The following is a 22,189-nucleotide window of genomic DNA, read 5'->3' as shown; positions in this document are numbered from 1 at the left end:
CTGCCCGGCGCAGATCGGCGTTACCGTTCGAGGAATTACCGATGAAGTTCGAAGGCACCCGTGCATACGTCGCCACCGATGACCTGAAGCTGGCGGTCAACGCCGCCATCACCCTGGAACGCCCCTTGCTGGTCAAGGGCGAACCTGGCACCGGCAAGACCATGCTGGCCGAGCAACTGGCCGAATCCTTCGGTGCACGCCTGATCACCTGGCACATCAAGTCCACCACCAAGGCTCACCAGGGCCTGTACGAGTACGACGCGGTCAGCCGCCTGCGTGACTCGCAGTTGGGTGTGGACAAGGTCCATGACATCCGCAACTACCTGAAAAAGGGCAAGCTGTGGGAGGCCTTCGAGTCCGAAGAACGGGTGATTCTGCTGATCGATGAAATCGACAAGGCCGACATCGAGTTCCCGAACGACCTGCTGCAAGAACTCGACAAGATGGAGTTCTACGTTTACGAGATCGACGAGACCATCAAGGCCAAGCAGCGTCCGATCATCATCATTACTTCCAACAACGAGAAAGAGCTGCCGGACGCCTTCCTGCGCCGTTGCTTCTTCCACTACATTGCCTTCCCGGACCGCGTCACCCTGCAAAAAATCGTCGACGTGCACTACCCGGACATCAAGAAAGACCTGGTCAGCGAAGCGCTGGACGTGTTCTTCGATGTGCGCAAGGTCCCGGGCCTGAAGAAGAAACCATCAACGTCCGAACTGGTCGACTGGCTCAAATTGCTGATGGCCGACAACATCGGCGAAGCGGTACTGCGCGAACGCGACCCGACCAAGGCCATCCCGCCACTGGCCGGCGCCCTGGTGAAGAACGAACAGGACGTGCAGTTGCTTGAGCGTCTGGCGTTCATGAGCCGTCGCGGCACCCGCTGATACTCTTCTTACAAGATCAAGGGCGAAAGCCATGCTGCTCAACCTGTTCAATGAAATGCGTGCAGCCAAGGTGCCGGTCTCGGTGCGTGAGCTGCTGGACCTGATCAACGCGCTGAAACAGCGCGTGACCTTCGCCGACATGGACGAGTTTTATTACTTGTCGCGGGCGATTCTGGTGAAGGACGAACGGCATTTCGACAAGTTCGACCGGGCGTTCAGTGCCTACTTCAATGGCCTGGAAAAACTCGACGATCATCTTCAGGCACTGATTCCCGAAGACTGGTTGCGCAAGGAATTCGAACGTTCGCTGACCGATGAAGAACGAGCGCAGATCCAGTCCCTCGGTGGCCTCGACAAGCTGATCGAAGAATTCAAGAAGCGTCTCGAAGAACAGAAAGAACGCCATGCCGGCGGCAACAAATGGATCGGCACCGGTGGCACCAGCCCGTTCGGTTCCGGCGGTTTCAACCCGGAAGGCATCCGGGTCGGCGATGCCGGCAAGCGCCAGGGCAAAGCGGTCAAGGTCTGGGACCAGCGCGAGTACAAGAACCTCGACGATCAAGTCGAGTTAGGTACGCGCAACATCAAGGTGGCCCTGCGGCGACTGCGCAAATTCGCCCGCCAGGGTGCGGCGGACGAGCTGGACATCGACGGCACCATCGACCATACCGCTCGCGACGCGGGGCTGCTGAATATTCAGATGCGCCCGGAACGCCGTAACAACATCAAGTTGTTGCTGCTGTTCGACATCGGCGGCTCGATGGACGCCCACGTGAAGATCTGCGAGGAGCTGTTCTCGGCCTGCAAGACCGAGTTCAAGCACCTGGAGTACTTCTACTTCCATAACTTCATTTATGAATCGGTGTGGAAGAACAACATGCGCCGTGGCTCGGAACGCACGGCCACCATGGACCTGCTGCACAAGTACGGCGCCGACTACAAAGTGATTTTCGTCGGCGACGCCGCCATGGCGCCTTATGAAATAACCCAGGCCGGCGGCAGCGTCGAACACTGGAACGAAGAAGCCGGTTACGTGTGGATGCAGCGCTTCATGGAGAAGTACAAGAAGCTCATCTGGATCAATCCGTACCCGAAAGACACCTGGGGCTACACCTCCTCGACCAAGATCGTGCGCGATCTGATCGAAGACCAGATGTTCCCGCTGACCTTGCGCGGGTTGGAAGAAGGGATGCGTTTTCTCTCGAAGTAACCCTTACTCCTGATCGTTCCCACGCTCTGCGTGGGAATGCCGCCATGGGACGCTCTGCGTCCGCTGTTGAGGCTGTGACGCGGAGCGTCACGGGATGCATTCCCACGCGGGAGCGTGGGAACGATCAAGCAAACCTGCGCAAATACTCGACCTGCTGCCGATGTGCCGTTTCCTGCACCATCGGCGCCAATCGGATCTGCTGCCCCGGCAAACACTGCGCCAGTCGTGTCAACGCCAATGGCGTCAACGCGCCTAACCGTGGATAACCGCCAATGGTCTGTCGATCATTGAGCAACACGATCGGCTGACCGTCCGGAGGCACCTGAACTGCGCCCAGCGGGATGCCTTCGGAGATCATCGGTTTGCCTTGATACTGCAACGCCGTCCCCAGCAAACGGATACCCATGCGATCAGCACGACTGTCGAGGGTCCAGACACGGTTGAAGGCATCGAACAGGCTTTGCCCGCTGAACTCGCCGTGTTGCGCACCGAGCACCAGATCCAGCGGCTGATTCAGCGTGAAGTCTGGTCGCTGCATACGCGGTACCTCCCGCAGAGCCTGCGCCGCCCCCGAATAACCCAATTCGGCACCGCGTGCCAGGGGCCGGCCAAAACCGTCCAGACCACCGAGTTCTTCGCGCACTACCGTCGCACAACTGCCCAATACCCGGGGCGCTTTGAAACCGCCGGGTGCTGCCAGATAGGCGCGGGCACCGTGCATGGGTTGGGTAAATTGCAAACGTTGACCTTTTTTCAGCTGAAAACTGCGCCACGGCGCCAGCGGCTGGCCGTCAAGCAGCGCTCCGAGGTCCGCCCCCGCCAGCGCCAGACAGCAATCGTCTTGCGCCTCCAGGGTCAAACCGCCGAGGGTGACTTCAATCACCGCGGCCTCCAGCGAATTGCCCAGCAGCCAGTTGGCCCAGGACATCGACAGCCAATCCGCCGCGCCGCCCTGGGTCACGCCCAGATGCCGCACACCGAACCGGCCGGCATCCTGCAGCAGGCACAGCCGCGTGCTGGCTTCGATCGTCAAACGGCTCATGCCAGCACCTCCAGTGGCGTATCGTCGCCACCCAGATTGACGAACTCGGCATGACTGACCGCTGCAAAACGCACCGTATCGCCCGGTTGCATCAGGCTGTAGCCCTCACGCTCGCGGTCAAATAGCTTGGCCGGGGTGCGACCGATCAGGTTCCAGCCACCCGGCGACACCACCGGATAAGCCGCGGTCTGCCGCTCGGCAATCCCCACGCTGCCGGCCGCCACGCGCTTGCGTGGGGTATTCAAACGGGGCGCGGCCAGCACTTCTTCAACCAGTCCCATAAAGGCAAACCCCGGCGCAAAACCCAGCGCGAACACTTGATACTCGCGCTCGCTGTGGTGGCGAATCACCTCCTCCACGGCCAGCCCGCTGCGCTGCGCAAGCAGGCTCAGCTCAGGCCCGACACTCACGTCATACCAGACCGGCAACACATGACATTGACCACTGGCCCGGGCGTTGGGGGTCAGATCGGTCAAGGCTTCGGCGATCAGCTCCCGCGCCTGGACCGGACTCAAGGCGAGCAAATCGTAATGCACCATCAGGGTTGTATAAGACGGCACCAGATCGATCAAATGCCCGGCGAATCCTGCACGCAGTCGTTCGCTGGCGGCGAGCATCCACGGCATGTTGGCTTCGGCGATTTCATCGAACAACCGCACCATCAGGCAATCGATGGCCACCACTTCAACCCGTGGCTTCATGGCGCGCTCTGCTGATTCAACGCGTCACGGATCCGCTGCACCGCCGCCACCGAACTGGCGTTGTCGCCGTGTACGCACAGAGTGTTGGCCTGCAAATGCAAGGCGCTGCCGTCACTGGCGACGAGGTTGTCGCCGCGAGCGATGGTCAGTGCCTGCTCAATGATTTTTTCTGGATCGTGATGCACCGCACCCGGCAACTGCCGCGAAACCAGATGCCCGGCGCTGTCATAAGCACGATCGGCGAACGCTTCGAACCACAGCGTCACGCCGTACTCGTCGCCCATCAACTGAGCCGCACGGTTGTCGCGGGTCGCCATCAGCATCAATGGCAGTTGGGGGTCATACGCCGCGACAGCCTGAATCACCGCCCGCAGTTGCGCCGGGTTGGCCATCATGTCGTTGTACATCGCGCCGTGAGGTTTGACGTAACTGACGCGAGCGCCCTGCGCCCGGCAAATGCCGTCCAGCGCGCCGATCTGGTAGTGCAGCAGGTCCTGAAGTTCCTGTGCGGTGTAGGCCATGGAACGACGACCAAACCCCACCAGATCCTGATAGGCCGGATGCGCGCCAATCTGCACGCCATGGCTCAGCGCCAGACTGACGGTCTTGCGCATGATGCTCGGGTCACCGGCATGAAATCCGCAGGCAATGTTGGCGCAATCAATGTACGGCATCACTTCAGCATCCAGCCCCATGGTCCAGTGACCAAAGCTTTCGCCGATATCGCAGTTCAATAGCAAGCGGCTCACGGTGGACGCTCCTGTAGGCTGTTGTAGTTTTAGCTGCGGGACATTTCGGTATATTCCGAAGATTATCAGTTACTGCGCATCGAGTTGCTTGCCACGGGTTTCCGGCAGGCTCAATGCCGCCAGGATCACTACACCGTAGGACACCGCCGCAAACGCGCCGATCCCGACGCTCAGCGGTACTTTCTGGCTGAGCAAACCGATCAGCAGCGGAAACAGCGCAGCCAATGCGCGGCCAACGTTGTAGCAAAAACCCTGGCCAGAGCCGCGAATCCGCGTCGGAAACAGCTCGGTCAGAAACGCGCCCATGCCACTGAAAATCCCCGAGGCGAAGAACCCCAGCGGGAAGCCCAGCCAGAGCATCACACCATTGCTGACCGGCAGTTGGGTGTAGAGCAGCACAATGGTGAACGAGCCGACGGCGAACAGAATGAAGTTCTTCTTGCGACCCAAAATGTCGGTCAAGTAGGCGCTGATCACATAGCCGACGTAAGACCCGACAATCACCATCGCCAGATAACCGCCGGTGCCGAGCACGCTCAGTCCGCGCTCGTTTTTCAGGAAGGTCGGCAGCCAGGAAGTGATCGCGTAGTAACCGCCCAGGGCGCCAGTGGTCAGCAACGACGCACGCAACGTGGTGCTGAGCATGCCGGGGGCGAAGATCTCGTAGAACTTCGACGGGTTGCTCGGCTCCTGCCGGGCCTTGGCCTGGCGGTAGATTTCCGGGTCCTTGACCAGTCGGCGGACGAAGATCACGAAAATTGCCGGCACGATGCCGAGGATGAACAGCGCACGCCAGGCATCCTCCGGCGGCAGCACCGAGAACAGCAGCGCATAGAGAATCGCCGTCAGGCCCCAGCCCAGGGCCCAGCCGGATTGCACCATGCCCACCGCTTTGCCGCGGTCCTTGGCGCGGATCACCTCGCCCATCAGAACCGCACCGGCAGTCCATTCACCACCGAAACCGAAGCCCATCAAGGTTCGGGCGACCAACAGTTGCTCGTAGCTTTGCGCAAACCCGCAGAGGAAGGTGAAACCGGCAAACCACAGCACCGTCAGTTGCAGGGTGCGCACGCGACCGATGCGGTCAGAGAGAATTCCGGCGACCCAACCGCCAATCGCCGAAGCGATCAGCGTGCTGGTGTGGATCAGCCCGGCCTGACCGGTGGTGATGCCCCACATGGCAATCAGTGTCGGCACCACAAAACTCAGCATTTGGGTGTCCATGCCGTCCAGGCCATAACCGATCTTGCAGCTCCAGAAGGTTCGGCGTTCCTGCTGATTGATGTTGCGATACCAGTCGAAGGGGCCGGGGCGGCTCTCGATCCTGGGTTTGGCGACATCGAGCGTGTCGGGCGCACTCATGGCAATTCTCCAGCTGAATTTTATTGGTATTGTTCAGAACACCGACGACGCCTATCGTGGGTTTGGCGCATTTTTCGACGACGGCGCCCTGCCCGTCCAACTAATAAAAACCCTGCCAAGGCATAAGAAAAAGTTGATCGCATGAACCTCAAATTTCTTGAAACCTTCGTTTGGGTCGCCCGGCTGAAAAGCTTTCGCCTGACTGCCGACAAGCTCTTCACCACCCAGGCCTCGATTTCCAGCCGCATCGCGGTGCTTGAAAGCGAGCTTGGGGTGAAGCTGTTCCTGCGCGATTCACGCGGCGTGAAGCTGACACCCGAAGGCGTGAAGGTGCTCGATTACGCCGAGCAAATGATCGACACCATGCAAGCGCTCAAGCAGTCGCTGGAAACCCGCTCAAGCAAGGTCGGACGGGTTCGCATCGGCGTGATGGACACGGTCATTCACACCTGGCTCAGCCCGTTGGTGGCGCAGATGACCGATCACTATCCGCTGGTAGAAATCGAGTTGGTCGCCGATACCTCGCTGAATCTCTGCGATCAGCTGCAAAAAGGCTTTCTCGACCTGATTCTGCAAACTGACCTGCTGCGCCAGGAAAGCGTGCGCAGCCTGGAACTGGCCAGCCACCCGATAGGCTGGATCGTCGCCAGCAATTCGATCTACAACCGCAACTATGCGAGCGTCGCCGAGCTGGCTCGTGAACGGATCATCACCTACTCGAAAAACTCCCACCCGCATCAGGACGTGCTCAGCCTGATGCAGGCCCATGGCGTGCTCGCGCCAAAGCTCAATTGCGTGAATTCGGTGTCGGCGATTACCCGATTGCTGCGTGACGGTTTCGGTATTGGTGCCTTGCCGCCGGTGCTGGTCAGTGAAGAACTGGCCCGGGGCGAATTGACCTTGCTGGCCATCGACCAACGCCCGCCCAACCTGCAAGTGGTGGTGTCATGGCGGGTCGGCGCGGAATGGGTCGAGGAGATCGTGGCGTTGTGTCAGCACGTGGTGGAGGGCTATGCGCAGAAGGTCGGTGAGCACTACATCGTCCTGAGCAAAGACTAGGCCGACCTCTGAATAGGAGCTTTCCCACACCACAAGTAGGAATTGCTATCATTTGCATTATTATTTTAAGACGGTATTCTCAGCGCGCATTCAGCTAAACAACTGTCCAGAAGGAGTCGGACTTGATGCGCGCCTACACGCAAAAACAGCAGCAACTGCTCTCACACTGGAGCGAAGCCCTTGGCACCCAGGCTTTCCAGTCCCACCGCATCACCCTCGATCATTTGAGCAATGCGCTGGAACCCGCCGCCCAGCGCTGCTTTCAACGCCTGATCCAGGCGCTGTTCCGCGAAGGTCTGATCAACCCCGACGCCTGCGAATACGACGACAACCGCCGCTGCTGGCTGCCACTGGGCAACGGTGCACACCTGTGTTTCGATCACCTGTCCGGTGGCAGGATGAACAGTTGGGACCTACGCGGCAGCATCGTCCTGCACACCCCCGATGCACTGCCTCACAAGATCCAGTTGCCCAGCGAATTGCTTGCGCATCTCGGCACTCAGTTGAACCCGCCCGCCTCCCCGCAGGTACTGGAACGTCTGGCCCGCGAGCTGGATGACAGCTACAGCAACGACACCCTCTGCCTGGCGTTCCACCATGGATGGACCGAACGCCTGAGAGAACAGATCGGCACCGAACACGACGACAACCTGCTCGCCTGGCTCAAAGCCAGCCCCGATCACCAGAACCCGACCTCGTTGCTCGAACAGTGGGGCACGCTCGGCCATCCATGGCACCCCAACTACAAGACCAAACTGGGCTTGAGCGCCGCTCAGGTCATCGCTTTCTCGCCGGAGTTCGAAGCGAGTTTTCCGATCGTGTTGTGTGCCCTGCACCGTCAGTACGCCCACGTCGAAATGCTCGCCGGCAGCGCCGATTACTGGGATTGGTGGCAAGGTCACTTCCCGCAGGCCGCCGAACAATTGCAGCGCCATTTGCAGCAGTTGGGCCTGGAAGTAACGGACTACCTCCCGCTCCCGTCGCACCCATGGCAAGCCGATGAAGAGCTGCCAAAATCGTTCGCCAACGAGATTGCCGACAACCTGCTGATCGTCACCGACATCGTGGCCTTCACTGGCCACCCGACCATGTCCTTTCGCACGGTCGTACCGGAGGCCAGTCACGTTGCGCCGATGGTCAAACTGCCGGTGGCCTTGCGCCTGACCAGCGTGCAGCGCACGGTGTCGCCGCGCTCGGCCCGGATGGGGCCGCGCATCAGTCAGCTGTTGCTGGATATTCTCGATCAGGAGCCGCAGATTCAGCGTCTGCTGAACATCGTGCCAGAGCGCATCGGCGTGCATTACGCGCCACAACCGGCCAATGACGAACTTTCCCGGCATGCCGCCGTGCTCTACCGCGACAACCCGCTGACCCTGCTGCAAGCAGGCGAGTTGGCGATACCGGTCGGCAGCCTGTTCGCCGTCAATGAATTCGAACAGCCGTTGCTGCGCGATTGGGTACGCCTGGCCCAGGGCCGTGACGACAGCGAGGCCATGCTGGCGTTCTTCGATGACTACCTGTCGATTGCCGTACCGAGCCTGTTGGGCATTTACCTGATGTATGGCGTGGCGTTCGAAGCGCACCAGCAAAACAGCTTCATGGTGATGGGCGCTGACGGGCAGTTGAATCGACTGTTACTGCGTGACTTCGGCGACATTCGCATCGATCGCAAAACCCTGCACGCCAAGGGCCTGGATATCCAGTTGCACGATCCGAAAATGACCCTGTACGACGAGTCCGGTTTTGTCCGCGACAAACTCCTGCACACCACGTTCATGTGCCACCTCGGCGAGCTGACGTTGCTCTGTGCCCGTCACTGGAACGTATCGGAAAACATCCTGTGGGAGCGATTGGCAGCGCACGTAGCACAGTGCTTCGACACCTTGCGCGAAAATGTCGAACCGGCACGCTGGGAAATCGAACGCGAGGCCTTGCTGGAACAGGATTGGCCAGCCAAATCGTTCATGCGCATGCGCTTGCACGACAGCCACGCCGACATCGTCGGACGCCTGAGCAACCCACTGCGATCCAGCGCCCATGCTCGCTGACAGTCGCGCATTGCGACTGCTGATCGTCATCCAGTTGGTCTCCATGGGTGCCATGGAAATGAGCGGCCCGTTCTGGCCCTTGCAGATCCGGCATCTGCTCGGGCCAGAGGGCGCCGGCTACACCGCGCTGTTATCGGCGCTGGTCTATGCCGGTCCCATGCTCGCCGCCATGCTCCTGACTCCCGTGTGGGGCCGGTTGGGTGATCGCACCGGACACAAGCCGATGATCGTTCGGGCGTTGCTGGCATTGGCGTTGTGCCAAGGGTTGGCGGCTATCACCGTCGACCCGTGGCTGCTGGTGGGCATTCGCGTGATGCAAGGCGCATTGGCCGGGTTTCTCGCCGCCGCGCAAGCCTATGCCCTCGCCTGCTGCGACAGTTCCAGGCGCGGTCACACCCTCGCCCGCCTGCAATCGGCGACCGCCGTCGGCTCGTTAATCGGTCCGGTGCTGGGCGGTTGGCTGATGGATATCTCGGGATTCGCCCTGCTCTGTTATGGCGCGACGGCGATTTGCCTGCTGTGTGCACTGGGGAGTTTTTTCCTGCCGGCCGACAAGGCCCGGGCCTCGACAAAAAAACCGCTTGCGCCGGTGGCCCTGCCCAAAGGCTGGCTCGGTGGAATCCTGCTGGTGATCGTATTGATTCAGGCCGCGAAGATGATGCCGCAGCCGTTCTACGCACTGTACGTCGCCGAGATTCTGCACGCACCAAGCTGGCTGATCGGCGCCACTTATGCGGCGAGCGCCGCGACCCTGGCCATTTCCGCCCCGCTGTGGGGACGCCTGTTCGACCGCTGGCAACCGGCCTACACCTTGCGCGTCATCGAAGGCGTCGCCTGGCTATGCGCCCTGACGCTGGCGGCCACCGCACTCGCCAACGAATGGCTGGGATTTCTTGTCAGCCGGCTGGTCTGGGGCATCTGGCAAGGCGCCCTGCTGCCCGTTGCCTATGCGCTGATCGCCAACACCGTTTCTTCAAGCCAACAGGGTTTTGCCCTCGGCCTCGGCAACAGCGCGGCCAAGGCTGGCGCCTTGCTGGGTGCCGTGCTCGGCGGGATCGGCATGGGGCTGGTCGGGCTGGCCCACAGCTTCTGGCTGGTGGCGCTGACTTACGCGCTGGCCGCCATCGGGATTCGCTGGGTGCGCTCATTCACCTCCACACCCGGCCCCACACCCTTATCTACCCACACTTATCAAAACTAAAAAAAGACCACGTCATGACCCGAACCAGACTTTCTCTGTTGATTCCGCTGCTTGGCTCCTTCAGCGCCCAAACCTGGGCCGAGGAGACCGAGCAGCAACCCGGCACCTTGAACATGCAAGCCACCGTTGTTTCCGCGACTCGCAGCGAAGCGAGCATTGCCTCGATTCCAGGCTCGGTCCAGGTCATCGACGAACAGCAGGTCCGCGAGCAGAGCGGCGCGGGTCGTCGGGTCTCCGACATTCTTGGGCAATTGGTTCCGGGCCTTGCGCCGTCCAGCGGCGGGATGAGCAACTTCGGCCAGACCCTGCGCGGGCGCAACATGCTGGTGTTGATCGACGGCGTGTCGCAGAACGCTACGCGCGACAACTTCCGCCAGCTCAACAGCATCGCGCCGGCCAGCATCGAGCGCATCGAAGTGATTTCCGGCGCCAGCAGCATCTACGGTGCCGGCGCTTCGGGCGGCATCATCAACATCATCACCAAGCGCAATCAGGGCCAGGACATTGCCTACAGCAGCAAACTGGGCCTGACCAGCGGCAACAATCTCAACAGCAAAGGTTTCGCCTACGAAGCCTTCCAGAGTGCGACCGGGCGCAAGGACGCGCTGGACTGGTACGTGTCCGCCGACCTGACCCAGCGTAACGATCAGTTCGATGGCAACGGCAAGCGCATCCCCCAGGACACCTCTCAGGGCAGCAACATGGACACCGAAACCTATGACCTGCAAGGTCGTTTCGGTTACGAACTGGATGCCGACAAAAAACTCAGCCTGTCGCTGCAGGACTACAAGGACCAGCAGGACACTGACTTCACCAAAGACCCGAAAAACCTGCAGCAAGCCGTAGCGGTCAAAGGGCTGAAACTCGACGACCAGCCCTACACCCATAACCAGGCGGTCAACCTCAACTACACCGACAAGGACTTCTACGGTCAGGGCTTGCAGCTGGAAAGCTACTGGCGCCGAGCCGACGCGCTGTTCTTCCCGGACCTGTCGCGGGGCAAGGCCGGGATTGCCGACAACAACAGCGTGCAGGATGTCTACGGCTTGCGCGCGGCCATCGACACGCCGTTGCCGGCCATCGGCAGCGCTACGGGCAACCTGGTCTGGGGCGCCGACTACGATCACGAGCGCTCTCGCCAGCGTGGCGACCAGTACACCCTCAATGGGCTGACCTACACCAAGACAGGCACCACCTACGAGATGGGCCCGGATCTCGAAACCACCACCAAGGCGCTGTTCGGGCAGATGTCCTGGGACGTTGGCGACTGGACCTTGCGTGGCGGTGTGCGTCGCGAGTGGATCGAAAGTGAGGTCGCCGACAGCATCGCCTACGGTCAGATCGTCCAGACCGGTGTCCGCGCCACCCTGCCCGGCGACACCCTCAAATATGACGCCACGCTGTACAACCTGGGCGCGGTCTATCACCTGAGTGAAAATCAGGACCTCTTCGCCAATTACAGCCAGGGTTTTTCGCTGCCGGATATCCAGCGCTTCTTGCGTGACGTGAACAGTACCTTCGACATCCAGAGCCTCAACGCCCAGGCCATCAAGGTCGACAGCTACGAGTTGGGCTGGCGCGGCAACTGGGACCAGTGGCAGGCTGACGTCACTGTGTATGAAAACACCTCGGACGTGACCCAGTTCTACGATGCCAATGATCGCGTCCTGCGCCTGATCAACCAGAAGGAACGGGTGCGCGGCATCGAAAACAGCCTGACCTACCGCGCGACCGATCACTGGTCGGTGGGGGGCACTTATGCGTGGGCCAAGGGCGAGACCGAGCAGAACGGCAAATGGATCGACCTGCCGGCGACACGCATCTCGCCAGCCAAGACCACGCTGTTCGTCGGCTACACCGAAGATGACTACACCCTGCGTTTGCAAGGCATGCGCCTGGCCAGTTACGACGCTGCCGCCAAGGACGACAACGGGCGCGACATCAAGGGCTATACGCTGGTGGACTTGCTGGGTTCCGTGCGATTGCCGGTCGGGCGTCTCGAAGGCGGGGTGTATAACCTGACCGACCGCACGTACGTCAACCTGTTCGCCCAGGCCAACGCCAAAGCGCCGTACGCCAATGCCGAAGGCCGTACGTTGAGTATGAGCTACTCGATTGATTGGTAAATAAAGCAGGAGCCGGCTTGCCGGCTCCTGCACTTTCGACGGAGTTACAAACCGCGCAAATCGCGCTCTTCGATCGGCCTGCTCTGGCGCAGGCGCTTGCCGCCCAACACCACCCAGTCGATCAGGCGGAACAGACATTCCAGACCGAACGACAGCAGCATCGCCCCGCTCAGCCCCCAGCCCATGGCTTCAGGCGTCAGCAACAGCTGGTAGCTGTAGCCATTCCAGGTTTCCTTGCGAATATCCGGGTCAGCCGCCAACACCACCTGCAAGACACGGATGTACCACGGGCCTTGCATGGCCTGGAATTGCTTGTCCAGCGCCAATTGGCGAGTGAGCAAGGTGCTCAGGCTGTCAGCATCACTGCGAAACACCGGATCGTCACTGGCACGGTAATGAGCGACCAGAGCTTGCAGGTCGCCCTTGAAGAACTGCTCGGCAGTGCCTTGAAAACCCCGCAAGCCGGTCTGCGCTTCGATCAGATGCGCCTCGACCCGCTTGGCGTAATCGTTGATGAAACCCGGCACCTGCACACCCACCAACAGGCCGATTGCAAACAACACCAGCCGCAAATAACTGAGCAACATAGAAAGGTGTTCCTTATTCGGTCTTGCCCTGACTGACGCATTCACCGCGTCGCCACAGGCTCCATTGGCCCGGTTCGTAACGGGTCCAGGTTTCGTTTTCGGTCAAGGGTTCGGTGGCAATGACCGTCACCACATCGTTGGGTGTGGTTTCGGCCTGGAAGTCGACGATAACGTCCACATCCTTCAAGCGTGCCGGACCAAACGGTGCGCGTCGGGTGATCTGCGCCAATTTGGTCGAGCAATAACAGAACAGCCAGTCGCCATCGCTCAACAGGCAGTTGAACACACCTTTGCTACGGTATTCGGCGCACGCCGCCACCAGGCTCGGTAGCAACTGCTCGACTTCAACCGGCTCCGGGAAGGCTTCACGTACGCGGTTGAGCACATCGCAGAACGCCGCTTCGCTGTCGGTGTCGCCAATGGGTCGGTAAAAACTGGCAGTCGCCTGGAAGTCGGTCAGTTGGCCGTTATGCGCAAAACACCAGTTGCGTCCCCACAATTCACGCACGAACGGGTGAGTGTTGGACAGGCAGACCTTGCCGACATTGGCCTGGCGGATATGCCCGATCACCACTTCGCTCTTGATTGGATAGCGCTGCACCAGCAGCGCGACTTCGGAATCGCAACTCGCCGCCGGGTCCTGAAACAAGCGCAGGCCGCGGCCTTCATAGAACGCGATGCCCCAACCGTCCCGGTGCGGGCCGGTTCGACCGCCACGCTGCATCAGCCCGGTGAAGCTGAACACGATATCGGTCGGTACATTGGCGCTCATGCCCAATAATTCACACATGCCTGGACTCTCGCTTCAATGCCGGGGCAACGTCAAAGACGGGGTTCTACTCGCGAACGCTGGGGGTTACTCGGAACCGGCGGACGGCCATAACGATCATCGCCGGCACCGCCGAAGGGCTGGTCATCATCTGGATCGGCAGCCTTGGCAGCGGCTTTCGCGGCGGCTTCCCGCTCCTTGCGAGCATTGGAGGCGCGCTCGATGGGAAAGCGGATCAACGCGAAGATCAGGTAAATGCCGAAGGCGATCATGCTGTACATGACCAGGTCGGAAATCGCGCGCCAGATGTTGTTACCGACCTTGAACAGCAGGTCCAGGGCAGTAATGGCGATGGCCGGGGCGAATTTTTCCTTCACCGGGTCGATAATGGTCGGGCTGAACAACAGCACGACCATGAGCAGACGCAGTGGCTCGCGCAACCAGCGCCACATCCAGCGGGTCAGGCGCATCCACACCAACAGGCAGCCTAAAGCGGCAAAGGCGTAAAGGCCCCAAGCGATCAGATAGTCGTTCTCGGTCATGGTGTCCATGGCAAGGCAGGCAAAGAGGCGCTTATGATAACGGCTTTTCACCGATCAGGCTGCCCCGCTGTCTGTGAAGCCATTTTTACATTACGCCCGAGAGTCCTTCATGCCCCTATCCGCCCACGTTTGCAGCGCCCCGATTGCCCACAAGGCCGACGGCGATGACCCGTACGCCTGGCTGCAGGAGCGCGACAGCGCACAGGTGCTCGACTACCTCAAGGCTGAAAACAGCTATCAGGAAGCACAACTAGCCGACCAGGCCGAGCTGCGAGAAACCCTGTTCAACGAAATAAAAAGCCGGATTCTCGAAACCGACCTGTCGCTGCCGTCCCCATGGGGGCCCTACCTTTATTACACCCGTACCGTCGCCGGTGACGAATATGCCCGGCATTACCGCTGCCCGCGCCCGACCGACGACAGCCTGCAGGTCGACGAAAGCCAGGAACAACTGCTGCTCGACCCCAATGTGTTGGCCAATGGTGGTTTTTTCTCGCTGGGCGCCTTCAGCATCAGTCCGGACCACCAGCGCCTGGCCTACAGCCTCGATACCAGCGGTGAAGAGATTTACACGCTGTTCGTCAAGGAGCTGTCCAACGGCAAGGTCAGCGAACTGGCGTTCGAGAATTGCGACGGCAGCATGACCTGGGCCAACGACAGCCTGACGCTGTTTTTCGGCGAGCTGGATGACACCCATCGCCCGCACAAGCTGTTTCGTTATCGTCTCGACGGGACCGCCGCCGAAGAAGTTTTCTTTGAACCGGACGGGCGGTTTTTCCTGCACTGCTACCGCGCAAGCTCCGAACGCCAGCTGCTGCTGTCGCTGGGCAGCAAAACCACCAGCGAAGTCTGGGTGCTCGATGCGTCGCAGCCACAACAGGCCTTCACCTGCCTGGCGCCACGGGTTGAAGATCACGAGTACGACGTCGACCACGGCAAGCTCGACGACCAATGGACCTGGCTGATTCGCAGCAACCGCGACGGCATCAACTTTGCGCTGTATCAGGCTGCCGACACCGGGGTTGCGCCAACCGAAAGCGACTGGCAAAACCTGACCCCTCACAGCGACACGGTGATGCTTGACGGCATGAGCCTGAATGCTTCGGCCATGACCCTGAGCCTGCGCGAAGGCGGTTTGCCGATCATCGAAGTTCACCCGCAAGGCCTGCCCGCTTATCGCGTGCAACTGCCGGATGCGGCCTACAGCCTGCATGTGCAAAACAGCCTGGAGTTTGCCAGCGACAAGATCCGTCTGCGCTACGAGGCGTTGAATCGCCCGGCGCAGATTCGTCAGCTCGACCTTGCCAGCGGCGAGCAGAAGGTGCTCAAGGAAACCCAGGTGCTTGGCCCCTTCGACGCCGATGCCTACGTCAGTCAGCGCCTGTGGGCGACCGCGCCCGATGGCACACAGGTGCCGATCAGCCTGGTGGTCAAACGCGAAATGCTCGGCAAACCGACGCCGCTTTACCTCTACGGCTATGGTGCCTACGGTGAAAGCCTCGACCCGTGGTTCTCCCATGCGCGCCTGAGCCTGCTCGATCGCGGTATTGCCTTCGCCATCGCCCACGTGCGCGGCGGCGGTGAGCTGGGCGAAGCCTGGTATCGCGCCGGCAAGCAGGAGCACAAGCAGAACACCTTCAACGACTTCATCGCCTGCGCTGAACACTTGATCGCCAACGGCTTCACCACCGCCAAACAACTGGCCATCAGTGGCGGCAGTGCCGGCGGATTGCTGATCGGCGCGGTGCTCAACCAGCGCCCGGAACTGTTTGCGGCGGCAATTGCCGAGGTGCCGTTCGTCGACGTGCTGAACACCATGCTCGACCCGGACCTGCCGCTGACCGTCACTGAATACGACGAGTGGGGCAATCCTGAAGAGCCAGCAGTTTATGATCGGATCAAGGCGTACGCGCCGTACGAGAACGTCAGCGCTCACGCCTATCCGGCAACCCTGGTGATCGCCGGCTACAACGACAGCCGTGTGCAGTATTGGGAAGCGGCCAAGTGGGTGGCCAAGTTGCGAGCGACCAAATCCGACAATAATCTGTTGCTGCTCAAGACCGAACTGGGCGCCGGGCATGGCGGGATGAGCGGGCGTTATCAGGGATTACGTGACGTAGCCCTCGAATACGCATTTGTTTTCAAGGTATTGGGGATCGCCTGAGGAACTCTGTAAGGCGTACAGGTCTTAAATGTGGGGGCGAGCTTGCTCCGGGCGGCGATCCGACGATGGTGGCATTACATTCAACATCGATGTTGGCTGAACCACCGCTATCGCGAGCAGGCTCGCTCCCACAAGGGATTGGCAATTACCGACAAAACCCGAACCCGCAACAGACACAAGAAAAAGACCGTGATGACATGTCAGAACCGACCCTGTTGAACAAAGAAATTCGCGACTGGCTGATGGACTGTGGCCTGTTCGATCAACTGCAACTGGCCGATTTCACGGCGGCTGCCGGCTACTTCAGCATCAGCACCATCGCCGAGGGCGAAGAGATCTTCCACGAGGGTGATGCCGGCAGCTTCATGTGCATCATTCACTCGGGTCAGGTGGCGGTGCAGAAAACCAATAGCGACGGCAAGCCGGTGACGATCGCAACGCTGCGCAGCGGCCGGGCATTCGGCGAAATGGCCGTCCTCGACGGCGAGCGGCGTTCGGCCAGTTGCGTGGCAGCGAGCAATTGCCAACTGCTCAACCTGGGCAAGGACTCGCTGGAAAAGATGCTCAACGATGCACCGAAAATCGCCGCGAAGATCATCCGCGCCATTGCCGTGTCGCTGTCCAAACGCCTGCGCATGGCCGACGGCCAATTGCTCTCGCAACAGATTTAACCGCCGGGGGATTTGTTTTTTTGCTGAATCTGCTCAAGCCCCGGCAAGGTCTGGTCCTTGGGCGGGTTGGGCATTTCGATCGGTGGCAACAACGGTTCACCGCCGCTACTGCTGCCGACCTTGGGCACAGTGGTCGGGGTAATCTGCGGGTATGGCGTAGGGGTTGCGGTGCCGGGTGAACCGGGGGCCGCTGACGGTGTAACAGGGACCGTTTGCAACTCTTGCGCCTGCGCTGCACTTATCGAGAGCGCGGCCAACACAATGACCGTTAGAATGGTGCGCTTCATCAATGGCTCCGTTGCCCTTGCTTGTGACCTTAAGGCTACTCCCAACCGCGCAAGATTGCCCTTCTCAATGCCGGTTTCTCCTCCCTGATGCCAGTTTCCCTCCTTTAAAGAGAGCCCCATGAAACGTTTCGTTCTGCTCGACACCACCCCGATCCCCGAAAACGGCGGTGCCCTGTGCCTGTTCGAGGACGGCGAAGATTTCGTCATCAAGATCCAGGGCGGTGACGGCGGACAATTGATGAACACCCGCATGCACGGTTCCGAAGACGCCCTGGCCGAGATTCCTTGTCGCAAGGTCGCCGGCCGTCCGAATTCACGGGTGCTGATCGGTGGTCTCGGCATGGGATTCACCCTCGCTTCGGCGCTCAAGCACCTGGGCAAGACCGCTGAAGTGGTGGTCGCCGAACTGGTACCTGGGGTAGTCGAGTGGAACCACGGGCCGCTGGGCGAAAAGTCCGGGCGACCGCTGCTCGACCCGCGCACGGTGATCCGCATGGAAGACGTGGCCAAGGTCCTGCAGGCCGAGCCGCAAGGTTTCGACGCCATCATGCTCGACGTCGATAACGGCCCCGAAGGCCTGACCCAGAAAGCCAACAGCTGGCTGTACTCGGCCGGCGGCCTGAGCGCCTGCGCCAAGGCCCTGCGCCCCAAAGGCGTGCTCGCGGTATGGTCGGCCAGCGCTGACCGGCAGTTTTCCGAGAAATTGAAAAAAGCCGGCTTCAAGTCCGAAGAAGTGCAAGTCTTCGCCCACGGCAACAAAGGCACCCGACACACGATCTGGATTGCCGAGAAGCTCAAGAGCTGAGCGTGGGCCTGTCATCACTTATTTCCTAGGCCGCGTTGCGCCTGAAAACGAGCCAGGCAAGGCGCAGTCCGCTGGCAATGGTTCTTCCCTTGCCAAGGACTGCAACGCAGCCTGGCACGTTTTCAGGCACAACCCGAAGGGCCGGGCCTGCTGTGGCGCAGGGCGGCGTTGCTCGGAGCTTGTTTGGAATGACCAAACCACGCTCCTCGCGTCTTGCCCTGCACCACAGCAGACCCGGCGCGGCCTAGGAAATAAGTGATGATAGGCCCTACACTCTCGTTATTACCGTCATTAGTCTTTTTACAAAGGTGAACCCATGAGTTCGTCAACGCCTCCCTCCAACACGGCCAAACTGGACCGCATCCTCGCCGACGCCCAGCGCGACCGTGAAATGGGTTACCGCGACAAGGCCCTGAAGATGTACCCGCACGTCTGCGGACGCTGTGCCCGTGAGTTCTCCGGCAAGCGTCTGAGCGAGCTGACCGTGCACCACCGCGACCACAACCACGACAATAACCCGCAGGACGGCTCCAACTGGGAGCTGCTGTGCCTGTACTGCCACGACAACGAACACTCGCGCTACACCGACCAGCAGTACTTCGGCGACGGCTCGCTGAGCACACCGAAAATCGCCAAGGCAACGCATAACCCGTTCGCCGCGTTGGCCGGGTTGATGAAAAAAGACGACTGACGTGCAAAGTCCCGAACGTCATCGGGACTTTTCAAACTCGGTACCTGCCGCAAGCAGCTTGTATCCAACATGAAACTTTCATCAGAAAGTCTGGCAACTTTTATTGGCAAAATTGGACACCCGGTAATGATCTTTTCATTAGGTAACCGAAATGTCCCGTATTTTGACCATAGAAGACGATGCCGTGACGGCCAGGGAAATTGCAACCGAGTTGCAAAGCCACGGATTTGAAGTGGATTGGGTGGACAATGGCCGTGAAGGTCTGGTGAGTGCCGTCAGTGGCAATTATGACCTGATCACGCTCGACCGCATGCTCCCCGAGCTTGATGGCCTGGCCATTGTCACCACGCTGCGTGCCATCGGCGTGGCGACTCCGATTCTGATGATCAGTGCCCTCTCCGATATTGACGAACGCGTACGCGGCCTGCGCGCAGGTGGCGACGATTACCTGTCCAAGCCGTTCGCCACCGATGAGATGGCAGCACGTGTCGAAGTGCTGCTACGGCGTAAAAGCCCGGTCGGAAAGTTCGAAACCACCCTCAAAGTCGCCGACCTGGAGCTCAACCTGATCAGCCACGAAGCCAATCGTGCCGGTCAGCCGCTGAGTCTGCTGCCTACCGAGTACAAACTGCTGGAATTCATGATGCGCAATCCAGGACAAGTTCTCTCGCGGATGATGATTTTCGAAGAAGTATGGGGTTATCACTTCGACCCGGGAACCAACCTGATCGACGTGCATATCGGGCGCCTGCGCAAGAAGATCGATCCTCCCGGCCTGACTCCCTTGATCCGGACGATGCGAGGCTCGGGCTATGTCATTGCTGACCCCCTCTAAAGGCTGGAGCTCTTCGACCAGTCGCTTGCTGGCGCTCTACAGTACGTTGTTCGTGATCTGGAGCGGTGTCCTGATGGGCGGACTCTATTACGAAGTTTCCGGCTACATGAACCGTCTGGCCAAACACTCGTTGATGCAGCGCCAGCACCTGCTCTCGCGTTTTCAAGGCGATCAACTGATCGAAGCGCTGACCACCAGCATGCAGTTCGATATGCCGAACGTGGATGCCTTTGGGGTATTCGACAGCCAAAAAAAACCGCTGAACGGAGCGATCCGGAAAATCCCTGCACAACTGCCTCTGGACGGCCAGATTCACGAATTGAACAGCTGCGTAGATTCCGACGATCCCGCGCTGCCGCAGTCCAGTTGTTATGCCATCGCGACCCACATCCAGAATGACCGCTGGCTGGTACTGGTTCGGGATAACGGTTCATTACTCGCAGTCACCCTGATCATTTGGCATGCACTGCTCTGGGGTATTTCCTTGACCATCATTCCCGGTATCGCGGCCTGGCAACTGTTGCGCCGCCGCCCACTGCACCGGATTCGAGCAATTCAGGCCAGTGCGCAATCCATTGTCGCCGGCAAACTGACCCATCGTCTGCCGCTGTCGGACCGACGCGACGAACTGGATATGCTCGCGGCTATCGCCAATGCCATGCTTGAACGCATCGAGCGGTTGCTGAATGAAGTCAAAGGCACCTGCGACAACATTGCGCATGACTTGCGCACCCCCCTCACCCATATACGGACGCAGCTCGAGCGCATTCAACAACAGGCCAGTGAAGGTTCGCCGCAAGCCTTGCAAATGAACAAGGTCATTGCCGAAGCCGATACGTTGATGGCGCGCTTTCGCGGCCTGCTGCGCATCTCTGAACTGGAAGATCATCAGCGTCGCTCCGAGTTCATCCAGTTCGATCCAATGATGTTGTTGAAGGAGCTTCATGACTTCTATTTGCCGCTTGCCGAGGAGCGCCAACTCACCCTGCTGTTGCAGCTACCGCAATCGCTGCCGTCCCTGGACGGCGACCGGGCATTGCTGTTCGAAGCGCTGGCCAACCTGCTGAGCAACTCGATCAAGTTCACACCGCACGGCGGTGAGGTCATCCTCAAGGCCGTCAGTAATGAAGGCAGCACACGGATCGAAGTGTTGGACTCCGGCCCGGGAATTCCTCCCGCTGAACGAGAGGCGGTATTCCAGCGGTTCTATCGCTGCGACAGCACTCACCAGCAGAGCGGCTTCGGACTGGGGCTATCGATTGTTGCAGCGATCATCGATCTGCACGGGTTCAGACTGGAGGTCGGAACCCGTGAGCATGGAGGCGCTCGGCTGATTCTGGATTGTCGACCTGATTAGATCCGGTTCGGGCAAAGCCTTAGTGCGCTGATCTGGCCAGTTGCAGTAGCGCACGACGGCCCCCTGGAAGGGGTTACCCCGGCATGCATCTAAAGTCGCCAGTCTGCGCGACTTGTTGACCGTGGGAGTCCTCCAGACGCGCACTGACTTCCTGCCCCAGACTCGACTCCACCAGTGTGTAGTGTTCGCCCGCCTTGAATTGGTTGTAGTGGACCTCACCTTCGCAGTCCTGCTGGTTCGAGTCACCACTCGGGATCTCGAACAGCGTCACGGCCAGATCATGAGCACCGGGGGTCACTTCGAAAAAGCGTCCGTCATCGATACGTTTGCCATCCACCCGTTCTGCCAGCATGTCATTGGGTGCCTCATCCCGAAGCCCGATCCAGGCCATGCCCGGATCAGGTGTTGGCATCGGGCCGGCACAGGCAGACAACAGACAGGCCACGCTCAGGCCAGGAATCAGCAGCAGTTGTTTAAGTGTCATCGAATGACTCTCTCTCATGTAAAAAACACAGACCTCGGCATGCCTGAAGGTCAATCACCAATCGTTGGAAAGCCGGCCTACAAACACTTGAAGCGGTCGCTTTGCGCGACTTGCTTGCCGTGGGAGTCCATCAGGCGGGCGCTGGCGGACAGACCCTCGCTCGACGTATTTATCTGGTAATGCTCACCAGCCTGAAAGTCGCTGTATTGAAGATGCCCCATGCAAGTTGGCTCAACCGAGCTGCCATCTGCCCCGGTCAGCAGCGTCATCTGCAGACGATGAGCACCAGGCTTTACCTCGAAATAGCGACCATCGTTGACTCGCCGGCCATCAACCCGATCCGCCAGCAAACTGCTGCTCGAGGGTTGTTGCAGGCCAATCCAGGCTTCGCTCGGATCGGACTTGGGGACCGGCCCCGCACAGGCGGACAACAGGCAGACCAGGCCAAGATTTGAAATCAGTAACAGGGGTTTGAGTGTCATTGAAGAAAACCTCGCAAGTGACAGCCGATGTCGACGGCAGGGTTGAAAGCAGCCCATCGGCTTGAGCGTCAGAGTGGCGAGATAGGCAGGTGCAGACAAATGAATCCAGGTGAAAGGATTTTCAGGAATT

General features: G+C 60.0%; 23 protein-coding genes. 13 read left to right on the top strand and 10 right to left on the bottom strand.

Translation table 11 applies throughout. The annotated features are described in order from the left end of the window. The first annotated feature begins 41 nt into the window (after positions 1-41). Both BK658_RS10355 and BK658_RS10350 read left to right on the top strand, forming a co-directional pair. Positions 42-887 carry an AAA family ATPase gene (locus BK658_RS10355; RefSeq protein ID WP_103316235.1) on the top strand — a complete coding sequence of 282 codons (846 nt, stop codon included), beginning with the start codon at positions 42-44 and terminating at the stop codon, positions 885-887. A 31-nt stretch (positions 888-918) separates the two neighbouring features. Beyond that, a complete protein-coding gene (locus BK658_RS10350; protein WP_054596171.1) occupies positions 919-2,097 on the top strand; it encodes a vWA domain-containing protein in 1,179 nt (392 codons plus the stop codon). Positions 2,098-2,221: 124 nt separating this feature from the next. Here BK658_RS10350 and BK658_RS10345 read toward each other — a convergent pair whose 3' ends face one another. The 4 genes from BK658_RS10345 to BK658_RS10330 form a co-directional block, all read right to left on the bottom strand. Continuing rightward, on the bottom strand, positions 2,222-3,139 hold the full coding sequence (locus BK658_RS10345) for a 5-oxoprolinase subunit C family protein (RefSeq protein WP_123582227.1): 918 nt from the start codon (positions 3,137-3,139) through the stop codon (positions 2,222-2,224). Next, positions 3,136-3,840 (bottom strand): 5-oxoprolinase subunit PxpB, encoded by a 705-nt coding sequence (gene pxpB, locus BK658_RS10340; RefSeq protein ID WP_123582226.1) that lies wholly within the window; start codon positions 3,838-3,840, stop codon positions 3,136-3,138. Before pxpB ends, BK658_RS10345 begins: the two co-directional genes overlap by 4 nt. Next, positions 3,837-4,589, bottom strand: a complete 753-nt coding sequence (locus BK658_RS10335) for a 5-oxoprolinase subunit PxpA (protein WP_123582225.1) — start codon at positions 4,587-4,589, stop codon at positions 3,837-3,839. The genes pxpB and BK658_RS10335 overlap by 4 nt, the downstream gene beginning before the upstream one ends. Positions 4,590-4,658: 69 nt before the next feature. Continuing rightward, entirely contained in the window at positions 4,659-5,951 is a 1,293-nt protein-coding gene (locus tag BK658_RS10330) for an MFS transporter (RefSeq protein WP_123582224.1), read from the bottom strand. Between BK658_RS10330 and BK658_RS29955 the strand changes: the two genes are divergently transcribed. The 5 genes from BK658_RS29955 (at position 5,950) to BK658_RS10310 (ending at position 12,385) form a co-directional block, all read left to right on the top strand. Then, positions 5,950-6,096, top strand: a complete 147-nt coding sequence (locus BK658_RS29955; RefSeq protein WP_185019810.1) for a hypothetical protein — start codon at positions 5,950-5,952, stop codon at positions 6,094-6,096. The genes BK658_RS10330 and BK658_RS29955 overlap by 2 nt on opposite strands. Then, positions 6,093-7,010, top strand: coding sequence for a LysR family transcriptional regulator (locus tag BK658_RS10325; RefSeq protein WP_123582223.1), 918 nt, complete (start codon positions 6,093-6,095; stop codon positions 7,008-7,010). Before BK658_RS29955 ends, BK658_RS10325 begins: the two co-directional genes overlap by 4 nt. Before the next feature lie 125 nt (positions 7,011-7,135). Next, positions 7,136-9,058 (top strand): IucA/IucC family protein, encoded by a 1,923-nt coding sequence (locus BK658_RS10320; protein WP_123582222.1) that lies wholly within the window; start codon positions 7,136-7,138, stop codon positions 9,056-9,058. Continuing rightward, positions 9,048-10,259, top strand: a complete 1,212-nt coding sequence (locus tag BK658_RS10315) for an MFS transporter (RefSeq protein ID WP_123582221.1) — start codon at positions 9,048-9,050, stop codon at positions 10,257-10,259. Before BK658_RS10320 ends, BK658_RS10315 begins: the two co-directional genes overlap by 11 nt. A gap of 14 nt (positions 10,260-10,273) precedes the next feature. Beyond that, the gene (locus BK658_RS10310; RefSeq protein ID WP_123582220.1) at positions 10,274-12,385 is read left to right on the top strand and encodes a TonB-dependent receptor; all 2,112 of its coding nucleotides are present in this window, start codon (positions 10,274-10,276) and stop codon (positions 12,383-12,385) included. A gap of 44 nt (positions 12,386-12,429) precedes the next feature. Here the strand turns inward: BK658_RS10310 and BK658_RS10305 are convergent, their stop codons facing one another. The 3 genes from BK658_RS10305 to BK658_RS10295 are packed head-to-tail and all read right to left on the bottom strand — an operon-like array spanning position 12,430 to position 14,292. Further along, on the bottom strand, positions 12,430-12,972 hold the full coding sequence (locus BK658_RS10305; protein ID WP_019692484.1) for a DUF2937 family protein: 543 nt from the start codon (positions 12,970-12,972) through the stop codon (positions 12,430-12,432). A gap of 13 nt (positions 12,973-12,985) precedes the next feature. Further along, entirely contained in the window at positions 12,986-13,762 is a 777-nt protein-coding gene (locus tag BK658_RS10300) for a class II glutamine amidotransferase (protein WP_123582219.1), read from the bottom strand. Between the two features lie 32 nt (positions 13,763-13,794). After that, positions 13,795-14,292 (bottom strand): MFS transporter, encoded by a 498-nt coding sequence (locus BK658_RS10295; protein ID WP_123582251.1) that lies wholly within the window; start codon positions 14,290-14,292, stop codon positions 13,795-13,797. Between the two features lie 100 nt (positions 14,293-14,392). Between BK658_RS10295 and BK658_RS10290 the strand changes: the two genes are divergently transcribed. Both BK658_RS10290 and BK658_RS10285 read left to right on the top strand, forming a co-directional pair. Further along, a complete protein-coding gene (locus BK658_RS10290) occupies positions 14,393-16,447 on the top strand; it encodes a S9 family peptidase (RefSeq protein WP_123582218.1) in 2,055 nt (684 codons plus the stop codon). 197 nt (positions 16,448-16,644) lie between these two features. After that, complete coding sequence (locus tag BK658_RS10285; protein WP_123582217.1) at positions 16,645-17,118, top strand: cyclic nucleotide-binding domain-containing protein; 474 nt, start codon at positions 16,645-16,647, stop codon at positions 17,116-17,118. Here BK658_RS10285 and BK658_RS10280 read toward each other — a convergent pair. Then, the gene (locus BK658_RS10280) at positions 17,115-17,405 is read right to left on the bottom strand and encodes a hypothetical protein (RefSeq protein WP_123582250.1); all 291 of its coding nucleotides are present in this window, start codon (positions 17,403-17,405) and stop codon (positions 17,115-17,117) included. The two genes, BK658_RS10285 and BK658_RS10280, sit on opposite strands and share 4 nt — an antisense overlap. 118 nt (positions 17,406-17,523) lie before the next feature. On the opposite strand from BK658_RS10280, the gene BK658_RS10275 reads away from it, so the two are divergent. From BK658_RS10275 to BK658_RS10255, 4 genes are all read left to right on the top strand, one after another. After that, positions 17,524-18,210 carry a spermidine synthase gene (locus BK658_RS10275; protein ID WP_123582216.1) on the top strand — a complete coding sequence of 229 codons (687 nt, stop codon included), beginning with the start codon at positions 17,524-17,526 and terminating at the stop codon, positions 18,208-18,210. A gap of 316 nt (positions 18,211-18,526) precedes the next feature. Continuing rightward, positions 18,527-18,901, top strand: coding sequence for a YajD family HNH nuclease (locus tag BK658_RS10265; RefSeq protein ID WP_054596159.1), 375 nt, complete (start codon positions 18,527-18,529; stop codon positions 18,899-18,901). A 151-nt stretch (positions 18,902-19,052) separates the two neighbouring features. Next, on the top strand, positions 19,053-19,736 hold the full coding sequence (locus BK658_RS10260) for a response regulator transcription factor (RefSeq protein WP_123582215.1): 684 nt from the start codon (positions 19,053-19,055) through the stop codon (positions 19,734-19,736). Next, positions 19,714-21,093, top strand: a complete 1,380-nt coding sequence (locus BK658_RS10255; protein WP_123582214.1) for a sensor histidine kinase — start codon at positions 19,714-19,716, stop codon at positions 21,091-21,093. The genes BK658_RS10260 and BK658_RS10255 overlap by 23 nt, the downstream gene beginning before the upstream one ends. A gap of 73 nt (positions 21,094-21,166) precedes the next feature. Here the strand turns inward: BK658_RS10255 and BK658_RS10250 are convergent, their stop codons facing one another. Continuing rightward, positions 21,167-21,577: a PA0061/PA0062 family lipoprotein gene (locus BK658_RS10250; protein ID WP_123582213.1), complete on the bottom strand. Its 411-nt coding sequence runs from the start codon at positions 21,575-21,577 to the stop codon at positions 21,167-21,169. Between the two features lie 77 nt (positions 21,578-21,654). After that, positions 21,655-22,059 (bottom strand): PA0061/PA0062 family lipoprotein, encoded by a 405-nt coding sequence (locus BK658_RS10245; protein WP_123582212.1) that lies wholly within the window; start codon positions 22,057-22,059, stop codon positions 21,655-21,657. Between the last annotated feature and the right edge of the window lie 130 nt (positions 22,060-22,189).

This window comes from Pseudomonas brassicacearum, from assembly GCF_003732175.1.
GTDB lineage: Bacteria > Pseudomonadota > Gammaproteobacteria > Pseudomonadales > Pseudomonadaceae > Aquipseudomonas > Aquipseudomonas brassicacearum_G.
This window is presented reverse-complemented; position numbering and strand designations above follow the sequence as displayed.

Bases quoted from the DNA above. Each gene is read 5' to 3' on its own strand.
- BK658_RS10330 (WP_123582224.1), bottom strand. From the start codon at position 5,951: ATGAGTGCGCCCGACACGCTCGATGTCGCCAAACCCAGGATCGAGAGC.
- BK658_RS10255 (WP_123582214.1), top strand. From the start codon at position 19,714: ATGTCATTGCTGACCCCCTCTAAAGGCTGGAGCTCTTCGACCAGTCGC.
- BK658_RS10350 (WP_054596171.1), top strand. From the start codon at position 919: ATGCTGCTCAACCTGTTCAATGAAATGCGTGCAGCCAAGGTGCCGGTC.
- BK658_RS10315 (WP_123582221.1), top strand. From the start codon at position 9,048: ATGCTCGCTGACAGTCGCGCATTGCGACTGCTGATCGTCATCCAGTTG.
- BK658_RS29955 (WP_185019810.1), top strand. From the start codon at position 5,950: ATGGCAATTCTCCAGCTGAATTTTATTGGTATTGTTCAGAACACCGAC.
- BK658_RS10325 (WP_123582223.1), top strand. From the start codon at position 6,093: ATGAACCTCAAATTTCTTGAAACCTTCGTTTGGGTCGCCCGGCTGAAA.
- BK658_RS10355 (WP_103316235.1), top strand. From the start codon at position 42: ATGAAGTTCGAAGGCACCCGTGCATACGTCGCCACCGATGACCTGAAG.
- BK658_RS10310 (WP_123582220.1), top strand. From the start codon at position 10,274: ATGACCCGAACCAGACTTTCTCTGTTGATTCCGCTGCTTGGCTCCTTC.
- BK658_RS10275 (WP_123582216.1), top strand. From the start codon at position 17,524: ATGAAACGTTTCGTTCTGCTCGACACCACCCCGATCCCCGAAAACGGC.
- BK658_RS10345 (WP_123582227.1), bottom strand. From the start codon at position 3,139: ATGAGCCGTTTGACGATCGAAGCCAGCACGCGGCTGTGCCTGCTGCAG.
- BK658_RS10305 (WP_019692484.1), bottom strand. From the start codon at position 12,972: ATGTTGCTCAGTTATTTGCGGCTGGTGTTGTTTGCAATCGGCCTGTTG.
- BK658_RS10265 (WP_054596159.1), top strand. From the start codon at position 18,527: ATGAGTTCGTCAACGCCTCCCTCCAACACGGCCAAACTGGACCGCATC.
- pxpB (WP_123582226.1), bottom strand. From the start codon at position 3,840: ATGAAGCCACGGGTTGAAGTGGTGGCCATCGATTGCCTGATGGTGCGG.
- BK658_RS10285 (WP_123582217.1), top strand. From the start codon at position 16,645: ATGTCAGAACCGACCCTGTTGAACAAAGAAATTCGCGACTGGCTGATG.
- BK658_RS10245 (WP_123582212.1), bottom strand. From the start codon at position 22,059: ATGACACTCAAACCCCTGTTACTGATTTCAAATCTTGGCCTGGTCTGC.
- BK658_RS10295 (WP_123582251.1), bottom strand. From the start codon at position 14,292: ATGGACACCATGACCGAGAACGACTATCTGATCGCTTGGGGCCTTTAC.
- BK658_RS10260 (WP_123582215.1), top strand. From the start codon at position 19,053: ATGTCCCGTATTTTGACCATAGAAGACGATGCCGTGACGGCCAGGGAA.
- BK658_RS10250 (WP_123582213.1), bottom strand. From the start codon at position 21,577: ATGACACTTAAACAACTGCTGCTGATTCCTGGCCTGAGCGTGGCCTGT.
- BK658_RS10300 (WP_123582219.1), bottom strand. From the start codon at position 13,762: ATGTGTGAATTATTGGGCATGAGCGCCAATGTACCGACCGATATCGTG.
- BK658_RS10280 (WP_123582250.1), bottom strand. From the start codon at position 17,405: ATGAAGCGCACCATTCTAACGGTCATTGTGTTGGCCGCGCTCTCGATA.
- BK658_RS10320 (WP_123582222.1), top strand. From the start codon at position 7,136: ATGCGCGCCTACACGCAAAAACAGCAGCAACTGCTCTCACACTGGAGC.
- BK658_RS10290 (WP_123582218.1), top strand. From the start codon at position 14,393: ATGCCCCTATCCGCCCACGTTTGCAGCGCCCCGATTGCCCACAAGGCC.